This window comes from Microcystis sp. M179S2, from assembly GCF_020245805.1.
GTDB classification, from domain to species: Bacteria; Cyanobacteriota; Cyanobacteriia; order Cyanobacteriales; family Microcystaceae; genus Microcystis; species Microcystis aeruginosa.
Genome location: NZ_JADBUE010000310.1, coordinates 13,266 through 33,577, shown reverse-complemented (window position 1 = coordinate 33,577; position 20,312 = coordinate 13,266). Strand labels below are relative to the sequence as shown.

The window sequence follows — 20,312 nt, the reverse complement described above, 5'->3', positions numbered from 1 at the left end:
TCACCGCTCAACTAAACTTACTCAAACTTACTTAAAAGCCTGAAAGCTTAGTCATTCGTAGTGGGTCAAGCACTACAGGATTAAACGGCAAACCCTTTATTCCCTGGTCAATGACATCAGGAATTACTTTTCTAATGATGTTAAATGCCCCATTGACATCGGCATTTAACAACTGATTTGTTTCCATTTTATCAAGTCCCCTAGCTAACCTTTTTCCCTTAAATAATGGTTTTTCTTCACCATATTTAGTTAACTCATCCCTATCTAAAGCACTGGATTGTGAGGTAGAGGATTCTTCAGTTATTATGACTTTTATCCCTTTTAATTGAGCTTTATAGGTTAACATTTCTATTAATCTATAATGGGGAATATTGACAAATTGTTGATTATTCCTTTTTCCTAGATTAAGAGATTGTTTCATCCGCTCATTATGCCCAATTATTAACGTCCCTATTTGATGAAAAATACACCAATCTATTACTCTTTTGCTGGCTGTATGTAGGTAATTTTCTCCTCGACAGTTTCGCTTATGAGTCAGGAGTATCAAGCCTTTAGATAAGGATTGATTATTTCGAGTTTTTAATTGAGCTTGTTGTTTTGACCGTTGTTTGTTGTAGAAGGTGTTAATTGCTTTTAACGGTCTGCCATTGATCAAAAGAGGTGCTACACCTGTTTTATTTGTAGTTACAGCCATTAAGTTATTAACTCCTAAATCTACCCCAGCTATCTGTTGTTTATCTGTGGTTTCCGACCGTCTTTCACATACTATTTCAATGACATAACAGCTACTTTTGGGGACAATTCTCACTGCAATTATTTCTCTCTTGGATGTGGGAATTTTTAAGTCGCTCATAGACAAGTGACACCCCCCCCTTGCCCCCCCGACGTCGGGGGGGTTGGGGGGGTCTTCTTTTAAAGGTTTTTTATAAATTGATTCCTGAGAATATATTAGCAGGTTTCTTCCTTTGGTTTTGTCCTTATACTTAATAATTTTGGGTTTTCCTAAAAACTTTTCAGGCTGTTTTTTCCAAGCTTTAAAAGCAGCAAAATAACTAACCCAAGCTGCTCCAATTTTCTGATTATCTGCGTGCTTCGGTTTCGTGGGTAAAGCTAAATAATCTGAGGTTTTAGATACCAGATGATAGAGTTGATTAAAACTCAGTTTTTGGGAGTTTTCAAAGAAATATTGGCGATAATGATAATTAGCTAGATTGAACAGATTTTTTGACAAGAAGGCATAATGGTCAATTTCTGACCAGCAAGGAGGGGATTTGGTGATGATATGGCGTTCAACTAGCTTCATGTCTTGATTATACCTGATAACGTTCTTAAAATCTATCGGTAGCAAAAGCTACTTATTTTAGTTATCTAGCTACAGAAATGAGTAACTTTAAAAAGTTTTAGGTTTCTGTAGTTAACCCTTTCGGGTTTCATCTCTATCGTTCCCAATTCCACCGTTAAAAACCACCGGCCAAGAGATTTTTTTTCGGGTTTGGGGGTTGGGTGTGAGGTTTTAGGGTGTTGGGGTTTAGGATTTTAGGCTTTTAGTTGAAATTCCTCAGTAAAATACTGCGAATCTCGATCTCATTGCAGCTTCCTTCCATAATTTCTCGGAATCTCCCCCAATAGACCCTATTTCTTTTAGTCTAGGAGAAGCATTTATCTTACTTGTGAGGTACAAAGTCTCGGGTTTTGGGCAAGGCCGGAACTGGGAAAGGCTGGAGCAGTAGCTGGTCGTCTGGGGATGATGCCAAATGCTGTCATACTTCCTCTTGATGAGAAACGCTCTCTTACACCAAATCCGTTTTTAATAGTGTGATTAACTCTCAAGTTATCAATTGTTTCTCCCTACTCCCCACTCCGCAGCTCTAGCGCTCGCTTCTCCCCACACCCCACTCTCCTATACCTTTTAAACAGGATTTAGTATTACCTCCTCTTGTCACTAATAATAAATCTGATAAGCTAATTATGTAACATATTTTTCAGTAAGCTTTACTGAATTTAAACCAGCCCTAGGGATTTTTAGTACAAAAGTTCTAGCTCCCTATCTTTGCTTGTAGCTCTCATGCCGTCTTAACCGATAATTTAGATGTGTAGTCAGCTTATTCACAGCAGCCAGAGGTAAAAAGGGTCAGAAAACACGAGCCGATTTATGAGATTGACTGCCGAATTTTTTCAGACTAGGACAGTACATTTGCGCTGAAAAATCTCCAAAAATTTTCCAGTGGGGAAGAGGGAAAATTGAGAACAAATGTATGAATCAAAAAGAAAAACTCGAATGATAGAAATTAAAAAATTTTTGGGATCGGATGGTTACACTGAAACCATAGACGGGCCGCTCCTAGCCTCGATCGCCAACTCTCCCTAAAACCGATTACCGAAATAACACGGGAGCATGAAAGCCATTCTCTTTTTAAGCAATGGATGAAATGCGAATCGACGGGTTTTAACCCGTCGTATCCTTTTCCTCTAATTTTAGACTATCAATCCAGTCTTCGATGAGTGCTGTTATGGTTTTGTCTTTCTGGGCAGCATATCAATATAGCTTATTTCTTCTGCGGTCAAAACGAATTGTTAATGATTTAGTCTTCATACATATATAATGAAGCTAAGACGTATTTAAACCGCTTATTCTTAGATTAGCCGAATCTCCCCCCCAACCCCCCAACTCCCCCGACATCGGGGGGGGTGTTGCCTCTTGCCTCGTCTCAACAAGCAATTTAAATTATGAACAGCTTAGTGCATTTATGTTAGTATAACATCAGGAGGTAAAAATACGATGTATAGATGCCAGCAAAATCTAATGAGCATGGATAAACATTTAAAGGCTATCCTTGAGTTCATTTGTGCTGAGTCTCATAAGCTGACTAACTGTGGAATTTATTATGCCCGTCAACTTTATTTCAAAACCCAGAAAATTATTGGCAAATTTGATTTAGAGAAAGAGTATAAAAACAACAAACACTATCAAGTTTTATCCTCTCAGGCAGCACAGCAAATACTTAGAAGTGTTGCTGAGTCATTTAAATCATTTAAAGAGCTAAACCAGAAATATAGAAAGGGAGAGTTAACAGATGAGCCTCATCTACCTAAATACATAAAAAAAGAAGGTCTGTTCCTTGTCACTTATCCCCAGCAAGCCCTAAAATGGGTTGATAATCAAATTAGAATCCCTTTAGGAAAAACTGTTAAGCAATGGTTTGGACTTGATAGCTTCTATTTGCCAATGACCTCCAATTTGAGGTTTCAAGAAATTAAGGAATTAAGAATACTGCCCAGAAATCATTGTTTTTATGTTGAGTTTGTTTATGGGAGTAAACCAGTCGAGATTGAGGTCAATCCCGATAATGTGCTAGGTTTAGAGCCAGGTTTAAACAATTGGCTAACAGGAGTTTCTAGTCTTGGTACTAGCTTTGTAATTGATGGAAGGCATCTTAAGTCTGTTAATCGTTGGTACAACAAACAGGTAGCTACTCTCAAAGAAGGAAAACCTCAAGGATTTTGGTCAACTCAACTCGCTAAAATCACAGAAAAGCGTAATCGACAAATAAGAGATGCTGTTAATAAAGCAGCTAGACTTGTTATTAATCACTGTCTTGAGCATCAAAGGAACAAAGACCAAAAGAGGGAAGGTAATTTAGGCAAAAAGAACCATCAATCTTTTGTTTCAATTCCGACAGCAAAACTCAAAGAACGCATTAGACAATTGTGTGAACAGTGTGGGATTAAGTTTATTGAAACAGAAGAAAGTTATACCTCAAAAGCTTCATTCTTAGACAATGACTCGCTACCTAAATTTGTTGAAAAACCCGAAGGGTGGGAACCATCAGGAAAGAGAACAAAAAGAGGATTGTATCGGACTGCTCAAAATCAGTATATTAATGCTGATGCTAATGGGGCAGCTAACATAATTCGGAAAGTAAGCACAACACTTAATTTTGATTTAAGTCGAGTGTCTAGGGGCGTTTTGACTCGTCCTCAGAAATTCAAGTGCTGGTCAGCTAAAAAGACGCGAAGTCCGCTGAGAATCCTCCGTCATTTATGGGTCGGAGAAGTCAAAAAAACTTTTATTATGGAGGACAACTACTCGTGCTATACCTTGCAGAAGTAAAAAAACAGACTAGAGGTTTTATCGGTGGTTACAAAACCGAATTGAAACTATTGGCCTGTCAGCATAATGATCAGACGTGGAGTGCCATACCGGGGGAAGATATCTTAACCTACGACGAAACTAACTCCCTGGGTGAAGGTGCGCTTCTCTTGGTAAATTTGAGCAATAATCGTCAACTGCAAGGAAACCCGGAATTAGCGGGAGCGGAGATGGTGCGGCAACTGCAAAAGATTTCCCGTTTGATGGAGCGCAGCAAGAAAGATCAAGAGAAAATCGAGCAGTGGAAACAATCCCTCACCTATCAAAGCGAGATTCTCAACCGCCAGAAAATGGAAATGGAGACAAGAATCGAGCAAATTGAACAAATAGAGGCAGAATTCGAGTATTTAGAGCGCAAAAGACAAGAACTGGAAACCCTAAAACAACAATTAAACGATCAACAGCGACACCTGGAAGAAGGACAAATAAATTGTAACTCCTACCCCAATCTTTCCCCAGAAAAACAACAATTTATTCGCTCTCTAGCGGAGCGTTTAGCTAATAATCATGATCGGGGCAATTCTCCCTCACAAATTATCCATTCCACTCTTGAATCTGTGCAGGAACAACAGACAATTTTAAATAGTTGTTGGCAGAGTTTAGAGGAGCAGAAAAAAGCTGTGGAAAATCGTCAGGTCACCAACGATGAAATGCTCGATTATCTCGAACAAAGAGCTAGGGAATTAGAGACGAGTCGCAATGCTTTGGAAACGGCTAAAATACAGTTACAAATACAAGAAACTGTTCTGAGTCAAAAACAGGAATTATTCGAGCGCCTTAACCTCACCCTACAAACCACTGATTCTACTCGACAAATGCTCCTTCGTCTCCTGCAAGGAGAAGAACTAGATTTTGATGGTAAAATCGATCTAGAAGCTCTTGAAAAAATGCCTTTAGAAGAATTGGAGAGCTTAGTTAAGAACTTACAAACAGACCTCAAGCGCTGGGAAATTTTTGTCAACGACGAAGAGGAAGAATTAACTCTCCAATGCCAAACCGTGGAAGAATTAGAAGCAAGAATGGCCACAATAGATGAATCCGAGCGAGCTAATTTAGAATCCGAATTAGCCGAGGAACAGGAAAAAAAAGGAATGCTGGCGGCAACTTTGGTCGGACAAAGACGTAATCTCCAGGAAAGGCAAGCTATTCGCTCTCAACATCTGAAAATTCTGCAACGGAGACAGGGGATTTTATCCCCAGAAGATGCCCAAAAATGTAGCTTTGAACCATTGTTAATTTTCTTGGAGGATAGTTATCAAAATAATCTCCAAGAAAGTCAACGTTTAGCAGCAGAAATCAAGGGACTACAAGAGGATTTACAAAAAAGCAGCGATAGTATTGACGGTCAATGGTCGGATTTAGAGCAAAAAACTCGTGAATTTGAAGAACAGGAGCGACAATGGCGCGATGCTAATCTGGTATTAGTGCGTTTAAAAACTCAGGTACAACAGTACGAAACTTTCCTGCAACCCGTGCAGGATCAACTCGATCAAATCCGTCAAAAACTAGAAACTATTTCCCAGTGGTTGATGCCTATGGAATCTAATGGTAGTGCCTATCATTACGCTATTAACAGTTAGGCTTAATTAGTGTTAGGGCTTCCTGAACAAATAATACAGGGCAATCTGGACATAGATTTCGCCGTTTTTGCCGTTAACGGAGGCAGGGGGCAGCAGGCCGTTTTTGTAACGGGGATTTATGCCCCGCTCCACCAACTTTTCGCCTTAAGGCGAGGTTTTAGACCCGATTTTTCCGATAACTTTTATAGCTTTTTATCTATGGATAAAATAATTTATAGCGTTTCCTGTTTGCAAGAGGTACATTATCGATGTTGAAAAGCTTAATCAGCAAAGGTTTAGCTGTGCCACACAGGTGTGAGAACCGCTATAGATCAATTTAACTCTAGGTTAGATGTGGTATAGACTAAGATTAGTAATTTATACTCAGATAGTTATGAGACAATCCGATCGAGAAATAATAATTTTAGCGGCTGTGGCATCCCTCTTAGCGGTGGTGGCGGAAGTGGCAATCGCTTTTTAGATAAAAAAAACTGATTTATGAGGTTAAAGTCCGGCACAATTGACAATCAATGCCGAGGAAAGATATCGATAAAATGCTTGTAACGGTGGCAGCAATTGCGATCGCCTCGATGAGCGAAATTAAAGCATGAATATTAGTGTAACCGGTCAGGTAAAAAGAATCGAAATAGGCACGGGAACTTGGGCATTAATTGCTGATAACGGTCAAACCTACGAATTAATGGAACCGCCTGCCGAATTAACCCAAAAAAAGGCAAAAGTGACAGTTATAGGTCAAATTCGCTCAGATGTGATGACTCTGGCCATGATCGGACCGGTTTTACAAGTGATCTCCTTTCAATCCTTGCCATGAAGCCGCAAAATACTGCTTAAAAACGGGCAAAAACTACTTTTTAAGCCCGTAATCTCGAAAAATTCCCGTAATTGTCCTTCAGCTATCCCAGAAAGAAAAATTGTCAAGAAGACCCTAAAGGTTGATTTTTTCGAGAATAATCTCGAAATTTTGAATAATAATACTACAATAGACAGCAACTTTGTCTTAGGAACATCGGAATCACCTAAACCGATCTATCGGATTGGTTTAACTCGTAGTTACCTAAGTTGGCGTGAGGAGAGGACTGAATGAATTTGCGCGATAATGCTTTAACGATTCTGCAAGAAACGAGTCGAACTTTTTATATTCCCATAAGTCGTTTACCGGATCGCCTGCTCGAGGCAGTAGCCTCAGCTTATCTCTGTATGAGGGCGATCGATGAAGTAGAAGACCATCCCGACCTAGATAACTTCAGTAAATCGCAGATATTAAGACAAATTAGCCTGAACTTACAAGCAGGTACTGAAAATTCCACCAAAGAGGACTTTGCTTTTGGCTTAGTCCATCGGGAGATTTTGCCGGAAGTAACCCTGAGAATTGGCGAATGGGCCCTGTTAGCACCGGATTCGATCGCCCCCCGGGTCTGGGATGCCACGGCGGCCATGGCCGATCGCATGGCCTACTGGGCTGGGAATAACTGGGATATTCGCACAGAAATAGAATTAGATCAATATACCTTTAGTGTGGCCGGTGCGGTGGGTTTATTGCTGTCTGACCTCTGGAATTGGTACGACGGCACTCAAACTAATCGCAGTTATGCCATCGGTTTTGGTCGGGGTTTACAAGCGGTTAATATTGCCCGCAACCATGGCGAGGATCTGCGCCGGGGGGTAAGTTTTCTGCCCCAGGGTTGGACAATTAGTGATATTCATAATTATGCCCGTCGTAATCTGAAATTAGCCGATTATTACACTCAATCGCTGCCTAATGGGCCGGCACTTGATTTTTGTAAGATTCCCCTCGCTTTAGCCCATGGCACTCTCGAAGTCCTAGCTTTAGGTAAGGAAAAACTCAGCCGCAGCGATGTCATCGCTTTGGTACAACAAATTACCCGTTAGAAGAAATCAAAATTAAAATTGCCCACGATCGCTCTTCCAAAGTCAGGAATCACAAGCGTGGGCAACAAACCGGTGGTGTTCAGTAACTTAGAACAAACCGAGAGTTAAAGATATATCGATGGGGAAAGTGGCACCAATACCTAACCAAATCGTGACCACAGTACCAAATAGGAAGATAGCGGTAGCGACGGGACGACGGAAAGGATTTTGGAATTTATTGACGCTTTCAATAAAGGGAACTAACATCAAGCCTAGGGGAACGCCGGCCATGCAAGCGATACCTAAGAGTTTGTTAGGAAGAATACGGAGAATTTGGAAAACGGGATAAAGATACCACTCTGGCAGAATTTCTAGGGGAGTAGCGAAAGGATCGGCAGGTTCACCGATCATGGTGGGATCCATAATCGCTAAACCGGTGCAGAGTCCGATCGTACCAAAGATAACCACCGGGAAGACATAGAGCAGATCGTTAGGCCAAGCGGGTTCACCGTAGTAGTTGTGACCCATCCCTTTAGCCAACTTAGCGCGCAGAGCGGGATCGCTGAGATCGGGCTTTTTTAATGTGGACATGGATAATGTCTCCTAAAAATGATTTCGGATCGACAGAGATACTTTTCTGAATTATAGAGGCCCAGAAATGCCTTGTTTACGGATCATCAAGAAATGTAGCAACATGAAGACCGCGATCGACCAGGGCAGTACAAAAGTATGTAAGCTGTAGAAACGGGTTAAAGTTGCTTGACCGACGCTTTCGCTACCGCGCATCAGGGTGACGAGTTGATCACCGACGACGGGAATAGCAGCAGGTACACCGGAAACAATTTTAACCGCCCAGTAACCCACCTGATCCCAGGGTAAGGAGTAACCGGTGACACCGAAGCTAACGGTGATTACGGCCAGGACAACCCCAGTTACCCAGGTTAATTCGCGAGGTTTTTTGAAGCCACCGGTCAGATAGACGCGGAAAACGTGCAGGATCATCATTAACACCATCATACTGGCAGACCAGCGATGGATAGAACGAATTAGCCAACCAAAGTTAACTTCGTTCATGATGTACTGTACGGAGGAGAGGGCCTCTGCTACGGTGGGTTTGTAGTAGAAGGTCATGGCGAAACCAGTGGCAAACTGGATCACGAAGCACACAAGGGTGATGCCACCCAGACAGTAGAAGATATTGACGTGAGGGGGAACGTATTTGGTGCTGATATCATCAGCGATCCCTTGAATTTCTAAGCGTTCCTCAAACCATTGATAGGCTTTGGAATCCGTTACTTGTTTGGTAAACATCGCGTAACCAGTAAGAAAAATGAAAGATTTAATGTGTGACCTTTAAAAAATGTAACACAGTTTTCAGGTCTAATTCTCGCTCCGGTCAGGTTTCTCCACCGGTGGGGATCAATTGGCGATCGCTAGACCCGAAAAACGTAACTTCCTAAAATTTCCCTTAAAATGTCTCCTAGACTACAAAAAATCGGGCCAATTGTCCGACACTGGGAATAGGTAAGGTTGACAGCTAGTTACTGATTTGCTCACATTGACCTACATACGCCACTATTTAGGCGAACGTTTGTGACCCTAAGAAAAGCCGTTGAGCTATGGGGATTAGATCCCAATACATTAAGAGAATATGCCGATGAAGGGAAAATCAAAAGTATCAAAAACGAAGCAGGGCAACGATTGTACGATGTCCAGTCTTACGTCAATGGTGCAGCTAGAGCTTCCCTTGTTTGCTACTGCCGAGTCAGTTCAATCAAGCAACGAGATGACCTTGAGAGACAAGTCAGCTTTATGCGCGGATTCTATCCAGAGGCAGAAATCATCAAAGACATCGGTAGTGGGCTTAACTTCCAAAGAAAAGGACTTAGAGCCATACTGGACAGATTATTGTGGGGAAATAAACTCACAATTGTTATGTCCACACTGGACAGATTATGCCGATTTAGATTCGAGCTTATACAGTACATGGTCGAACAAAACGGTGGCAAAATCTTGGTTCTCGACCAAACTGTTCACAGTCCCGAATCAGAACTTACAGCAGACTTGTTATAAATACTTCACATCTTCTCTTGCCGAATGTCCGGACTCAGGAAGTACGCTCAAAAAATCAAAGAAAGTGCGGATTTATCCAACAACAGAACAGAAGAAACTGATGAAACACTGGTGGGGAGTATCTCGGTTTGTCTTCAACCAAACCATTAAATATCTACAGGAACCAGATAGAAAAGCTAATTGGAAGGCTATCAAGACCGGAATCATTAATGATTTACCAGAATGGGCTAAAGAAGTCCCCTACCAGATTAAATCAATAGCAGTCAAAGACGCTTGTGAAGCCGTTAAAAATGCTCAAAGAAAATATCAAAAAACTGGGGAAATCCAGAAAATAAAATTCCGTTCCCGTAAAGATAAACAGCAATCATGTTATATTCCTAAGTCAGCCATTTCAGAAAAAGGAATATATCACACAAAATTAGGGCAAATACGCTTCACCGAATCACTGCCCGACAATTTTGGGGATAGCCGATTAGTATCCAGAAATGGACAATACTATTTAGCTATTCCCCATGAGGTGCAACGATGCGAATCCGATAACCAAGGACGCATTGTCGCCCTAGACCCCGGTGTTAGAGATTTTCTGGCACTATTCTCGCCTAATAGTTTTGGCTCAATCGGGAGTCAGGATATAGGTAAAATCCAACGATTATTCTATCACCTTGATGATTTAATTTCTCGTTCTACCAAAGTTAATGCTAAAACCAGAAACCGTTATCGAAAAGCAGCTAATCGACTAAGAAATAAAATCAGGAATTTAGTAGATGAACTTCATCATCAAGTTGCTAGATTCCTAGTTGATAACTTTGATGTGATTCTTTTGCCTACTTTTGAAGTGTCAGAAATGGTTCTAAAAAATAGCAGGAAGATTCGCTCAAAATCTGTTAGACAGATGCTTAACTGGTCTCATTACCGATTTAAGCAATTTCTCAAGCATAAGGCTTTTGAGATGGGTAAATTAGTAATAGACTGCTGTGAAGCCTATACGTCGAAAACAGTTAGCTGGACTGGTGAATTAATACATAACTTAGGTGGAAAAAAAGTCATTAAATCCAAGATTGATGGCAAGACGATGGATAGAGATATTAATGGCGCACGAGGAATTTTTCTTCGTGCTTTGGGAGATACCCCCTCTTTAAGAGACTCTCTTAGAGTGCATTGTTAATGTATGTTAGCAAAAAAGTATCGGTATGGAATGAGGTCAGCGTGCTATTAAATACCTACGATCCCGAAGGCTTCTACGACGAACTATTCTTAGATGATGGTCAACCTCGTCCCCACTCGTCCCCTTTAATCAAATGGTTGCAGAATCTGCCACCCCGAGAACTTCAACAACACCGGGAAACCGCTCAGTCGGCCCTGTTTGAATTGGGGGTGACTTTCAATGTCTATAGTGACAATCAAGGGGTGGAAAAAATCTTTCCTTTTGATATTATTCCCCGAATTGTCGCGGCTGAGGACTGGGATTATTTAGAAAGAGGCCTGAAACAACGCATCAAAGCCCTCAATCTTTTTCTCTCCGATATCTATAATGACCAGTTAATCATTAAAGATGGCATTATTCCCTCCGAATTAATCGCCTCGGCGACGGGATTTCTGAAACCCTGTGTGGGACTGAAACCCGCCGGAGGTATCTGGTGTCACATCACGGGAACCGATTTAGTCCGCGATAAAGATGGTCAATGGTACGTTTTAGAGGATAATTTGCGGGTTCCTTCCGGTATTTCCTATGTCCTCGAAAATCGTCGGGTAATGAAAAGCACTTTCCCCGATATTTTCCAGACAATGAATGTTAAACCGGTGGATGATTATCCTTCCCATCTGTTGGAAACTCTCCTCAATTTAGCCCCACCCCAATTACCTAATCCCACCGTGGTGGTTTTAACCCCCGGAACCTATAATTCTGCCTACTTTGAACATTCTTTTATTGCCCAACAAATGGGGGTAGAATTAGTGGAAGGGCGTGATTTAGTCGTCTTTGATGGTTATCTACAAATGAAAACCACCAAGGGATTAAGACGGGTAGATGTGGTATATCGTCGCCTCGATGATGACTTTTTAGATCCGGCGGTTTTTCGTCCCGATTCGATGTTAGGTGTACCCGGGTTATTAAAAGTTTTCCAGGAAGGTCGCGTCGCTTTAGCTAATGCTCCTGGTACGGGAGTCGCCGATGATAAGGTTATTTATGCTTTTGTCCCCGATATGATTCGTTATTATCTGGGAGAAGAAGCGATTTTAAATAACGTTCCTACCTATCTTTGTTGGCGAGAAAAGGACTTAGATTATGTCTTAAATAATCTCGATAAGTTAGTTGTGAAAGCCGCTAATGAGTCGGGAGGTTATGGGATGTTAGTTGGTTCTCAAGCTACCCCCGAACAAAGGGCAGAATTCGCCCCACGCATTGCCGCTAATCCTCGCAATTATATCGCTCAACCAGTGTTAAGTCTTTCTAGGGTTCCCACTTTAATTGACACGGAAGTTGAAGGTCGTCATGTGGATTTACGTCCCTATATTCTCCATCGGGGTGATGAAATTTATGTGCATCCCGGTGGGTTAACTCGCGTGGCTTTGAAAAAGGGTTCTTTAGTGGTTAATTCTTCTCAAGGTGGTGGCAGTAAAGACACTTGGGTTTTAACCAAGTAATCAAGACAATAATCAAAATTTTGCTGGGTTACGGCCAAAATTAAATCATGAGTCGAGTGCATAAATTATTTTCGCCCAATCCACCCTAACCTTTTCACTTTTTCCTGGTTAATTATGCTTAGTAGAGTTGCCGATTCAATTTATTGGTTAAATCGCTATATTGAACGGGCAGAAAATGTCGCCCGGTTTATGGATGTTAACCTTAATTTAATGTTAGATGTACCTACCAGTGTTTTGCAACAGTGGGAACCTTTGGTTTTAACTACGGGAGATTTAGAACAATTCAAGAAACGTTACGGCACAGCCACCGCAGAAAATGTGATCAATTTCTTGACATTTGACACGGAATATAGTAGTTCAATTATCTCTTGTTTGCGCTGGGCGCGAGAAAATGCTCGGTCAGTTCGCGAGATTATTTCTTCGGAAATGTGGGAACAGGTTAATGGTTTTTTCTTGATGGTAAAAGATGCTTCCTCTTACCATCCTCAAACTACTTTACCGAACTTTTTTACCCAAGTTAAATTGGCTAGTCACCGTTTTGCAGGGGTGATGGATGCAACGATGACTCATAATGAAGGTTGGCATTTTGGCGTTATGGGAAGATTACAGGAACGCGCCGATAAAACCGCCAGAATTCTTGATGTTAAATACTATTATCTCTTACCTTCCGCTCAATGGGTAGGAACTTCTCTAGACCAAATTCAATGGATTGCTTTACTGCGGTCGGTGAGTGCCTACGAAATGTATCGTAAATGTCAACGACGGATTACTCCTAGTGACGTGGCCGAATTTTTAATTCTTAATCGAGAATTTCCTCGTTCAATTCACTTTTGTCTGCGGGAATTAGACCACTGTTTGCATCAAGTTACAGGGACTCCTGTAGGAACTTGGGGGAATTCGGTAGAAAGAAGTTTAGGGCGACTTTGTGCGGAAATGAGCTATCTAACTATCGAGGATATTATTGAAATGGGATTGCATGAATTCCTCGACCATATTCAAAAAAGAGTTAATGATGTGGGAATAAAAATGACAGAAACTTTCTTCGTTTTTAATCCTGAACTTGCCTCACCTCTGCCAGTAAATAACTTTCAATATCAATCCCAATTAACAACTTAATGCGTTATCACATTCGGCATCAAACTAACTATTTCTATAATCAACCCGTGATTTTATCACCCCATCTGCTGCGCTTGCGGCCAAAATCCGATGGTGGGCAAACTTTGCGAGAGTTCACACTCAAAATTAACCCGGAACCTTTAACGATAACTAATATTATCGACCTCGATGGCAATTCTTGTTTACAAATTTGGTTTAATCAACCGACGGAAGAATTATTGATTGATGTGGTCAGTGAAGTGGAAACCCATGGGGTTAATCCTTTTCAGTATTTGTTGGAACCTTGGGCGACCTGTTTACCCTTTGATTATCCCATTTCCCTCCACAGCCAATTACAACCCTACAGACAATTTTATGGGTTAGCTAATGACCCTGATATGGCAGCATTAGCCCAAGAAATTATGCAGGAAACTGAGGGACAGGTGCTATCTTTCCTGTTTAATCTTAATGACAAAATTTACCGCAATTGTCAGCAAATTATTCGTCTTACCGGGGAACCCTATCTACCCGGAAACACTTGGAAAAATAAGCAGGGTTCCTGTCGCGATTTTGTGGTTTTATTTATGGATGTGTGTCGCTGTGTGGGATTGGCTTCCCGTTTTGTCAGTGGCTATCAAGAAGGAGATTTAGACCAAGAAGAAAGACATTTACACGCTTGGGTAGAGGTGTATTTGCCGGGGGGCGGCTGGAAAGGCTATGATCCTAGCCATGGATTAGCGGTGAGTGACCGTCATATAAGCCTCGTTTCTAGCCCAATTCCCCGTTATTGCGCGCCGGTAGAGGGAAATGCTCGACCGGTTAATCTCGGTCATCAAGTGATAGAATCTCAGCTATCATCGACAATTGCCATCGATTTGTTATCTTGAGGATGATTCTTTATTGGAGTTACTAATATGTTAGAAATGGCGCAAGTTTGGACTAAAAAAAAGTGCGACAAGTCGATGCTATAGCCCTAACTAGAACTGCGCTAAAGCGCAACTACAAACCTATCAGAAGCCTAATGTTTTCAAAATTATCGGTAAGGCTGTTTGACAGGCTTGGGCAAGTTTGCTGGCAGGTTCCAAAGCTTTAGCAGTTGTTTCGAGCAAATTAACTGCTCGTTGGGCTTTCTTTTGCAGTCCGGCATCATCAGGATTTTGACTAGCTTGGGCAATCTTTTTCACTTGATTGGCGGCTTCGGCTTTTTCCTCTTCATCTAAATGGCTGTCAATTTCAATCGCCTGGGTTAGTTCTTGCAGTAAGGCTTTAAGTTGGGCATTTTCTGGGGAAGCATCGGCTGCAATTTGGTTAATGGTATTGGTTACATCGCCGATGATTTCGCCGAAATTGACGGCAGAATTATTAATATCGCGGATGGTAATATTTGGGGAACTGTCGTTACTGTGGCTCATGGCTTTTGCCTCTACATGGATGGGACGGTTGGCGAGGGTTTTGGTAATTTCCATCATATCAACACTTTGTTGGCGATAGATGGCAATTTCCGTCTCTTTGGCGGTGAGTTGTGCCTTATATTGGGCTTCGATGGCTGCGAGTTGTAGTTGATAATTTTGGTTAAATTCTTGATGAATTTTCTCTTTATCAGTATCGGGCGGTACATGGACTTTTACCACTATCACGCCATCTCCTTTATTGGCAATGCTCTGCACCTGAAGCGGCGTATCTTCATTCTGCACTTGTACTATTTTTAAGGCAGCAATGAAGGCTTTCCAATCTACCCCATTGCGGAAAATCAGGTCAACGGTGTCGAACATTTCGGCAAATAATTTGGTAAATTCGCCGGGTTGAAATTCGCCACTACTGGGGCGGCGCTCTTTTTGCCCATTAAGCAGATAAATGTACTGGCAGTCCACCTCATCCAGTTGGGTGGTGGCATCAATATTCCAATTTTCCACGCAAGCACCCGTCAGAGTAGCATGGCGCAAATCGGCATTGACGGCGTTGACTTCGCTGAGGTTTGCCCCCGCAAGGTTGGCGTATTGCAAGCTGGCTTCACTGATATTCGCTAGGCGCAAGTTGGCAGCTTGCAGGTTTGCCCCCTCCAGGTATGCCGCCCGTAAATTGGCTTGGGCAAAGTCTTTTCCGCTTCCGGTGCGGGAATCAATCAGAAATTCTCTAACCTGGGGATTGGCTAATAAGGTATGGCCAGGGCGGGCTAATTCCAATTTAATTGCTTGTTTAAAAATTGTTTTATTCAAGATTGCCTGATTAAAATTGGTACTTTTTAAGGTGGCTCCTGTAAAATCTGTTGCGGTTAAATTGGCTTGAAAAAAGGATGTGCCACCAATAGCAGCAAAGGCTATCACAATTTTACGCAACCAAGGATCGCGGTGTTCTTGTTTAAGGGTCAGCCAACCGAGCCAACAGAAAAATAATGTCAAGGCTACGGCTACGACTACGGCTTCGGCTAGGGCTCCGGCTACGGCTCCGGCTAGGGCTAGGGCTCCGGCTAGGGCTCCGGCTAGGGCTCCGGCTCCGGCTAGGGCTAGGGCTAGGGCTCCGGCTACGGCTCCGGCTACGGCTCCGGCTAGGGCTCCGGCTCCGGCTCCGGCGAAGGCGAAGGCTACGGCTAGGGCTACGACTACGGCTACGGCTAGGGCTCCGGTTTCGGCTCCGACTCCGGCTAAGCCTACGGCTACAATTCCGACTTTGACTCCGAGGAAGACTCCGACTGAGGCGAAGACTCCGACTGAGGCGAAGGCTCCTGCTACGGTCAAAATATTTTTGCGCCAAGCGATGTGGAAAGTGGAGATGAGAAAAATTAAGGTGAACCAACCAGTAACTTGGTGTTCTGGATTGGAATAAAAAATTAAGCTCACCATATAACCGACGAAGGCGGAGAAAAAACTCGAAATCACAATTAACACCAAAGCCAACCCCAGCAAAATCAGCAGCGACCGCTTCGGTAATCCCGCCTTCGCCCAGGTAAACTTCGTCCCCGTCAAATTCGCCCGACTAAAATTTGCCCCGCGTATATCACAACCACTGAAATCCGCCCCCGCTAAGTCCGCACTGCGAAAGTTACCACCCCGCAAGGATTCCCCCCGGAAATCCCGTCGCCCGTTTTTGTACTGTTCAATAACTGCCGCTGCCTTCATCGCCTACGAAATTGCCATACTATGCCCTCAATCTTACTACAAGTCAGAAAGCGGGTTTCTTGAGAGAATCCGATTGACACTCCCATCCCACTAAGCGCTTCGGGATTCTTGGTTCAACGAGTCCACGTTCAAAAACCTGGCATTTTTATGGGCAATCGCCTCAGTTTCCACACCTCACGTTCTAGAATATATCTGGATTTCTCCCATAGATATCTAGTACAATAGCCGAAAAACCCTATCTATCAATGGATACACCCATTAACCTTTCTTAATCTACTAAGTAATTTTCTATGGAGAGTTAAATTATGTCGTCAACTGCCTACGAAACTGATTATAATCAATGGCTAAAAGAGACGGTAAAACAGTTACAAGAGCGCAATTTTGAGCAGGTGGATTGGGATAATTTAATTGAAGAAATCGAGAGTATGGGAAAAAGTGATAGACGAGCTTTAATGAGTCTGTTAACCCGTCTTATCGAACATCTTTTAAAGCTGGCTTATTGGCAAGAAGAAAAAAAACGGTCAGGTAATCATTGGGCGGCAGAAATAGTCAATTTTCGCGCCCAAATTCAGCATCGTTTAGAAGATAGTCCCAGCTTACGGCCAGAATTAGCAGCTATGTATGATAAAGTTTATCCAGTGGCGATTAAATCAGTTTCTCAGCTTTTTTCCCTCAATTCAGACGCTCATATATCCCTCGAACAAACATTAGATGATAATTGGTTTCCCCGGGCTGAAAAATAGTTCTTAACTATAAAAACTGATGGCCTTACCCTCATACTTATTAAAACTTAAATTTTAGGGTAAAAAAAGAGGAATACAATATAATATCAGGCAGTCAAATTAAGGATATTTTCTGGATGAGAATCTTAACATCTACCACTATTGCGGTTTTTCTCTCTTTATCCCTTATCAGCCCCAGCTTTGCCGTTAGCTTGGTAACTAATCGTGCCGACCTCAAGGGTAATGATTCCATCGATTGGTCGAGTCTTGGTAAGGTTTTAAACCCTTTTAACCCTAATTCCGCTGATTTTCTCGGTTTTTCCTTTTCCGGTACTTCCGCCAGAGGATTGGGCTTAGATGTAGATATTAATCCGATAAATCCGCCGATTACACCGCCTTTTGTCTTTAAAACGGCTCCTATTCCGCAGGGCATCCCGACTAACTTTGCTAACGGTGATTTTCTCTTGTTTACGGGGCTGCAGTTTGGTCCATTTCCCGCTCCTGGCAACCCCAGCCCGATTTCGATTAGCTTCGCGCAACCAGTTAGGGCTGCTGGAGCGCAAATCGCTGTGGATGATGAGCCGAACTTTGTTGGTACTATCAAAGCATTTGATATTAATGACAATCTTTTGGATAGTTTTAATGTCAATGGTACATCTTCTACAGCATTGGATAATTCTGCCATTTTTCTGGGGGTAAAAAGTGCTTTGGCCGAGATTAGCCGCATTGAATTTAGTAGTAATTTTAATAACCGCGCCATTGGCATTAATACTCTCAGTATCGATAACCCTGCCATTCCTGAACCATCCCTGACAATGGCTATCCTCGTTATGAGTTCGGGTTTGCTGTGCCTGAAAAAAAGGCTATGATAGTGGAAAGGACGAGCCTAATTTTGATGGGAAAATTAAGTTCGACTTTCTAAAAGCTGTTATCTCCACAGAATTAAATGACTTGATAATGTTCAAACTTCCTCTCTGGAACCCCAGCACTTGCCACTCCTTACCCACGACTATAAAATTAGCATCCATCTGGCGGGGGGTATTACCCTAGTTAATACCCCCTATTTTTGGTCTGGTATAGTGTTAAGCTTCTCCTGTGATTGATAAACCCTCTACCCAAACGTAGGGACAAACACCACTGGGAGTAATAACTGCTTCCGGTTCCAGATAAACAATCGATTTCAGCAGTGTTAAAATATCCCCGGCTACGGTAGCGGAATCGATGCTAACGCGCTCATTTTTGTTAACTAACCAACCGTCAAAGGGCAAAGAGAAGGAACCTTGTAGAGAATTAACTCCCGCATGAAGTGCCTGTAAACTATCAATTAACACCACATTTTCTGCTGTTTCCAAAGAATAGCTTTTTGGTTGATTAGCACTAGCAAAAACGTGATAAAAATGGGGACTAACCGTTACTTTTGACCCAATGTTACCGTTGCCAGTCGGTTCTGTATTCATCCGTTTAGCGGTAATCGTGCTATGGAGAAAATTACTCAAAATCCCCTCTTTAATTAATTCCACACGACGGGTGGGAGTGCCTTCACTATCAAAAGTTTCTGCGGCAACATTAGCCGGATGGAGGGAATCATCGCACAAATTTAAGGCAGTAGCAGCGATTTGTGTTCCCAAAGATTCAGGAGTAGAAAGACTCTGTTTATCAAGGACATTTTGGGCATTAAACAGATTAGAAAATGCTCCCATTAGACTCAAAAAGGCCCGGGGGGCAAAAACCACTAAATATTTACCCGTGGTAATCGGTTGATAGTCCAGATGGCTAACAGTTTTGGTAATCGCTTCCTCGATGCAACCATCGATATCTAATTTTTCCAGGCCCGGACTAACCCGAAAAGCACCGGCGCTGCGGGGTTTTTTGCCTTCCTGTTCGGTTTTGGTGTATAAATACACGCTGGCATAACTACGCGCTTCCTGACGCATTGCTCCGTCGCTATTGAGATAAAAACGTCTGACCTGCTGTTGTCCCAAACCGTTATAGGGAACACTGGCAATAGCCGGATGGGCCGCTAGTAAGGATTTTTCGGCGGCTAATAACTTATCGATGAGAGTGGATACCGGTGCTTGATTAGACATTTCGCTGGCCACTTCTGTGGTAGGTGCGGTGGCAGCGGGACTAAAATCGGGGACATTTTCCTTAACGCCAAAAACGCTGGCTTCCTGAGCGGTTTTTAGGGCTAATTGCAGTCCCACCGGGTCCACATCGGTGGTCGAGGTGACACCGACTTGATTATCCCGATTCCAGACGCGAACGATAACGCTGGAACGATTGGAAGCTTGTACCTGTTTGGGTTCCCCTTGAAACACATCCACATCGGTTTCATCGACCGAGGAACCATAGATGTCGTATTTAGCAATTCCTAAAGCTTGGGCGCTAGAATTAGCGATTTGGGCGATATCTTCAACTTTTGGCATAGATTTTTTTTGGTGTTGGACGATAGTGATAGGGAAGTGGGGGAATGGGGGAATGGGGAAATTTCAAATAAAATCCCAACATTCAACATCTTCTAACTGATAACTGAAGAGAGATTGGGCCAAGTGGTGACAATAAAGACGATAACGGCGGCCGTGGCCAGCATAGCTTTGGCAACGTGACCGATAACCGTGCCGACGACGATACCGACACAGACTTTTAGGGATTGTTGCAAACGGGGGGTTAATTCCAAATCGCGACGATAGGCGTATTCTCCGACAAAAGCCCCGACCACAGGACCGACAAATAAGCCGATAATCGGGCCGCCAATGGGTAAAGCCGGTAAAAGCCCGAATATTCCCGCTAATAAACCCACTACTAGCCCGATTTGACTCCAATTGCTCGCCCCAACTTTTTGGGCGCCGAGATAACTAGCGAGGAATTCCACCCCCAGACTGAGGAGAAGGATAACAAAGGCCACGGCTAAAGCGACCCCCATCCCCGCGAATTTGGTGACAAAACCCCACACCAGCATGGCGATTAAAATCAAACTCATGCCGGGGACAGCGGGCAGCAGTTCGCCAATTATCCCCACTATCATGATGGCAATGAGGAAATAGTAGAGAATTACTAAAGTCAT

At 42.7% G+C, this 20,312-nt stretch carries 18 protein-coding genes; 12 read left to right on the top strand and 6 right to left on the bottom strand.

Annotation, left to right across the window (positions count from 1 at the left end; genetic code table 11):
• Positions 1 to 31 precede the first annotated feature (31 nt).
• Positions 32 to 1,303 (bottom strand): RNA-guided endonuclease InsQ/TnpB family protein, encoded by a 1,272-nt coding sequence (locus IM500_RS19495; RefSeq protein ID WP_190722675.1) that lies wholly within the window; start codon positions 1,301 to 1,303, stop codon positions 32 to 34.
• 1,476 nt (positions 1,304 to 2,779) lie between these two features.
• Here IM500_RS19495 and IM500_RS19490 point away from each other — a divergent pair.
• The 5 genes from IM500_RS19490 (at position 2,780) to IM500_RS19470 (ending at position 7,620) form a co-directional block, all read left to right on the top strand.
• Entirely contained in the window at positions 2,780 to 4,111 is a 1,332-nt protein-coding gene (locus IM500_RS19490; RefSeq protein ID WP_287739370.1) for an RNA-guided endonuclease InsQ/TnpB family protein, read from the top strand.
• Positions 4,090 to 5,730: a pilus motility taxis protein HmpF gene (gene hmpF / locus IM500_RS19485; protein WP_190722677.1), complete on the top strand. Its 1,641-nt coding sequence runs from the start codon at positions 4,090 to 4,092 to the stop codon at positions 5,728 to 5,730. Before IM500_RS19490 ends, hmpF begins: the two co-directional genes overlap by 22 nt.
• A 331-nt stretch (positions 5,731 to 6,061) precedes the next feature.
• Complete coding sequence (locus IM500_RS19480) at positions 6,062 to 6,190, top strand: hypothetical protein (RefSeq protein WP_260324550.1); 129 nt, start codon at positions 6,062 to 6,064, stop codon at positions 6,188 to 6,190.
• Positions 6,191 to 6,316: 126 nt separating this feature from the next.
• Positions 6,317 to 6,541: a hypothetical protein gene (locus tag IM500_RS19475; protein WP_061433346.1), complete on the top strand. Its 225-nt coding sequence runs from the start codon at positions 6,317 to 6,319 to the stop codon at positions 6,539 to 6,541.
• Between the two features lie 269 nt (positions 6,542 to 6,810).
• Positions 6,811 to 7,620: a squalene/phytoene synthase family protein gene (locus IM500_RS19470; RefSeq protein WP_002798124.1), complete on the top strand. Its 810-nt coding sequence runs from the start codon at positions 6,811 to 6,813 to the stop codon at positions 7,618 to 7,620.
• 87 nt (positions 7,621 to 7,707) lie between these two features.
• On the opposite strand, the gene petD is transcribed toward IM500_RS19470, so the two are convergent.
• Together petD and petB are read right to left on the bottom strand one after the other, a co-directional pair.
• Positions 7,708 to 8,190, bottom strand: a complete 483-nt coding sequence (gene petD / locus IM500_RS19465) for a cytochrome b6-f complex subunit IV (protein WP_002738373.1) — start codon at positions 8,188 to 8,190, stop codon at positions 7,708 to 7,710.
• Positions 8,191 to 8,241: 51 nt separating this feature from the next.
• Entirely contained in the window at positions 8,242 to 8,910 is a 669-nt protein-coding gene (gene petB / locus IM500_RS19460; RefSeq protein ID WP_002738970.1) for a cytochrome b6, read from the bottom strand.
• Between the two features lie 282 nt (positions 8,911 to 9,192).
• On the opposite strand from petB, the gene IM500_RS24595 reads away from it, so the two are divergent.
• The 5 genes from IM500_RS24595 (at position 9,193) to IM500_RS19440 (ending at position 14,297) form a co-directional block, all read left to right on the top strand.
• Positions 9,193 to 9,672, top strand: a complete 480-nt coding sequence (locus tag IM500_RS24595; RefSeq protein ID WP_353737925.1) for an IS607 family transposase — start codon at positions 9,193 to 9,195, stop codon at positions 9,670 to 9,672.
• Positions 9,602 to 10,837, top strand: a complete 1,236-nt coding sequence (locus IM500_RS19455; protein WP_353737924.1) for an RNA-guided endonuclease InsQ/TnpB family protein — start codon at positions 9,602 to 9,604, stop codon at positions 10,835 to 10,837. Before IM500_RS24595 ends, IM500_RS19455 begins: the two co-directional genes overlap by 71 nt.
• Before the next feature lie 41 nt (positions 10,838 to 10,878).
• Positions 10,879 to 12,315 carry a circularly permuted type 2 ATP-grasp protein gene (locus tag IM500_RS19450; protein ID WP_147070266.1) on the top strand — a complete coding sequence of 479 codons (1,437 nt, stop codon included), beginning with the start codon at positions 10,879 to 10,881 and terminating at the stop codon, positions 12,313 to 12,315.
• A 114-nt stretch (positions 12,316 to 12,429) separates the two neighbouring features.
• Positions 12,430 to 13,431, top strand: a complete 1,002-nt coding sequence (locus IM500_RS19445; RefSeq protein ID WP_079208838.1) for an alpha-E domain-containing protein — start codon at positions 12,430 to 12,432, stop codon at positions 13,429 to 13,431.
• Positions 13,431 to 14,297, top strand: a complete 867-nt coding sequence (locus IM500_RS19440; protein WP_287739367.1) for a transglutaminase family protein — start codon at positions 13,431 to 13,433, stop codon at positions 14,295 to 14,297. Before IM500_RS19445 ends, IM500_RS19440 begins: the two co-directional genes overlap by 1 nt.
• Positions 14,298 to 14,420: 123 nt before the next feature.
• Here IM500_RS19440 and IM500_RS19435 read toward each other — a convergent pair whose 3' ends face one another.
• Positions 14,421 to 16,526: a pentapeptide repeat-containing protein gene (locus IM500_RS19435; RefSeq protein WP_287739365.1), complete on the bottom strand. Its 2,106-nt coding sequence runs from the start codon at positions 16,524 to 16,526 to the stop codon at positions 14,421 to 14,423.
• Positions 16,527 to 16,831: 305 nt separating this feature from the next.
• On the opposite strand from IM500_RS19435, the gene IM500_RS19430 reads away from it, so the two are divergent.
• Both IM500_RS19430 and IM500_RS19425 read left to right on the top strand, forming a co-directional pair.
• Positions 16,832 to 17,269: a DUF29 domain-containing protein gene (locus tag IM500_RS19430; protein ID WP_287739363.1), complete on the top strand. Its 438-nt coding sequence runs from the start codon at positions 16,832 to 16,834 to the stop codon at positions 17,267 to 17,269.
• 116 nt (positions 17,270 to 17,385) lie between these two features.
• Entirely contained in the window at positions 17,386 to 18,117 is a 732-nt protein-coding gene (locus IM500_RS19425) for a hypothetical protein (RefSeq protein ID WP_287739361.1), read from the top strand.
• A 213-nt stretch (positions 18,118 to 18,330) separates the two neighbouring features.
• Here IM500_RS19425 and IM500_RS19420 read toward each other — a convergent pair whose 3' ends face one another.
• Together IM500_RS19420 and IM500_RS19415 are read right to left on the bottom strand one after the other, a co-directional pair.
• Positions 18,331 to 19,674 (bottom strand): TldD/PmbA family protein, encoded by a 1,344-nt coding sequence (locus IM500_RS19420; RefSeq protein ID WP_287739360.1) that lies wholly within the window; start codon positions 19,672 to 19,674, stop codon positions 18,331 to 18,333.
• A gap of 92 nt (positions 19,675 to 19,766) precedes the next feature.
• The gene (locus IM500_RS19415) at positions 19,767 to 20,312 is read right to left on the bottom strand and encodes a DUF456 domain-containing protein (protein WP_190722681.1); all 546 of its coding nucleotides are present in this window, start codon (positions 20,310 to 20,312) and stop codon (positions 19,767 to 19,769) included.

Excerpts from the sequence above, each read along its gene's own strand:
- IM500_RS19495 (WP_190722675.1), bottom strand. The coding sequence starts at position 1,303 with ATGAAGCTAGTTGAACGCCATATCATCACCAAATCCCCTCCTTGCTGG.
- IM500_RS19490 (WP_287739370.1), top strand. The coding sequence starts at position 2,780 with ATGTATAGATGCCAGCAAAATCTAATGAGCATGGATAAACATTTAAAG.
- IM500_RS19480 (WP_260324550.1), top strand. The coding sequence starts at position 6,062 with ATGTGGTATAGACTAAGATTAGTAATTTATACTCAGATAGTTATGAGA.
- IM500_RS19475 (WP_061433346.1), top strand. The coding sequence starts at position 6,317 with ATGAATATTAGTGTAACCGGTCAGGTAAAAAGAATCGAAATAGGCACG.
- IM500_RS19470 (WP_002798124.1), top strand. The coding sequence starts at position 6,811 with ATGAATTTGCGCGATAATGCTTTAACGATTCTGCAAGAAACGAGTCGA.
- petD (WP_002738373.1), bottom strand. The coding sequence starts at position 8,190 with ATGTCCACATTAAAAAAGCCCGATCTCAGCGATCCCGCTCTGCGCGCT.
- petB (WP_002738970.1), bottom strand. The coding sequence starts at position 8,910 with ATGTTTACCAAACAAGTAACGGATTCCAAAGCCTATCAATGGTTTGAG.
- IM500_RS19445 (WP_079208838.1), top strand. The coding sequence starts at position 12,430 with ATGCTTAGTAGAGTTGCCGATTCAATTTATTGGTTAAATCGCTATATT.
- IM500_RS19440 (WP_287739367.1), top strand. The coding sequence starts at position 13,431 with ATGCGTTATCACATTCGGCATCAAACTAACTATTTCTATAATCAACCC.
- IM500_RS19435 (WP_287739365.1), bottom strand. The coding sequence starts at position 16,526 with ATGAAGGCAGCGGCAGTTATTGAACAGTACAAAAACGGGCGACGGGAT.
- IM500_RS19430 (WP_287739363.1), top strand. The coding sequence starts at position 16,832 with ATGTCGTCAACTGCCTACGAAACTGATTATAATCAATGGCTAAAAGAG.
- IM500_RS19425 (WP_287739361.1), top strand. The coding sequence starts at position 17,386 with ATGAGAATCTTAACATCTACCACTATTGCGGTTTTTCTCTCTTTATCC.
- IM500_RS19420 (WP_287739360.1), bottom strand. The coding sequence starts at position 19,674 with ATGCCAAAAGTTGAAGATATCGCCCAAATCGCTAATTCTAGCGCCCAA.
- IM500_RS19415 (WP_190722681.1), bottom strand. The coding sequence starts at position 20,312 with ATGACTTTAGTAATTCTCTACTATTTCCTCATTGCCATCATGATAGTG.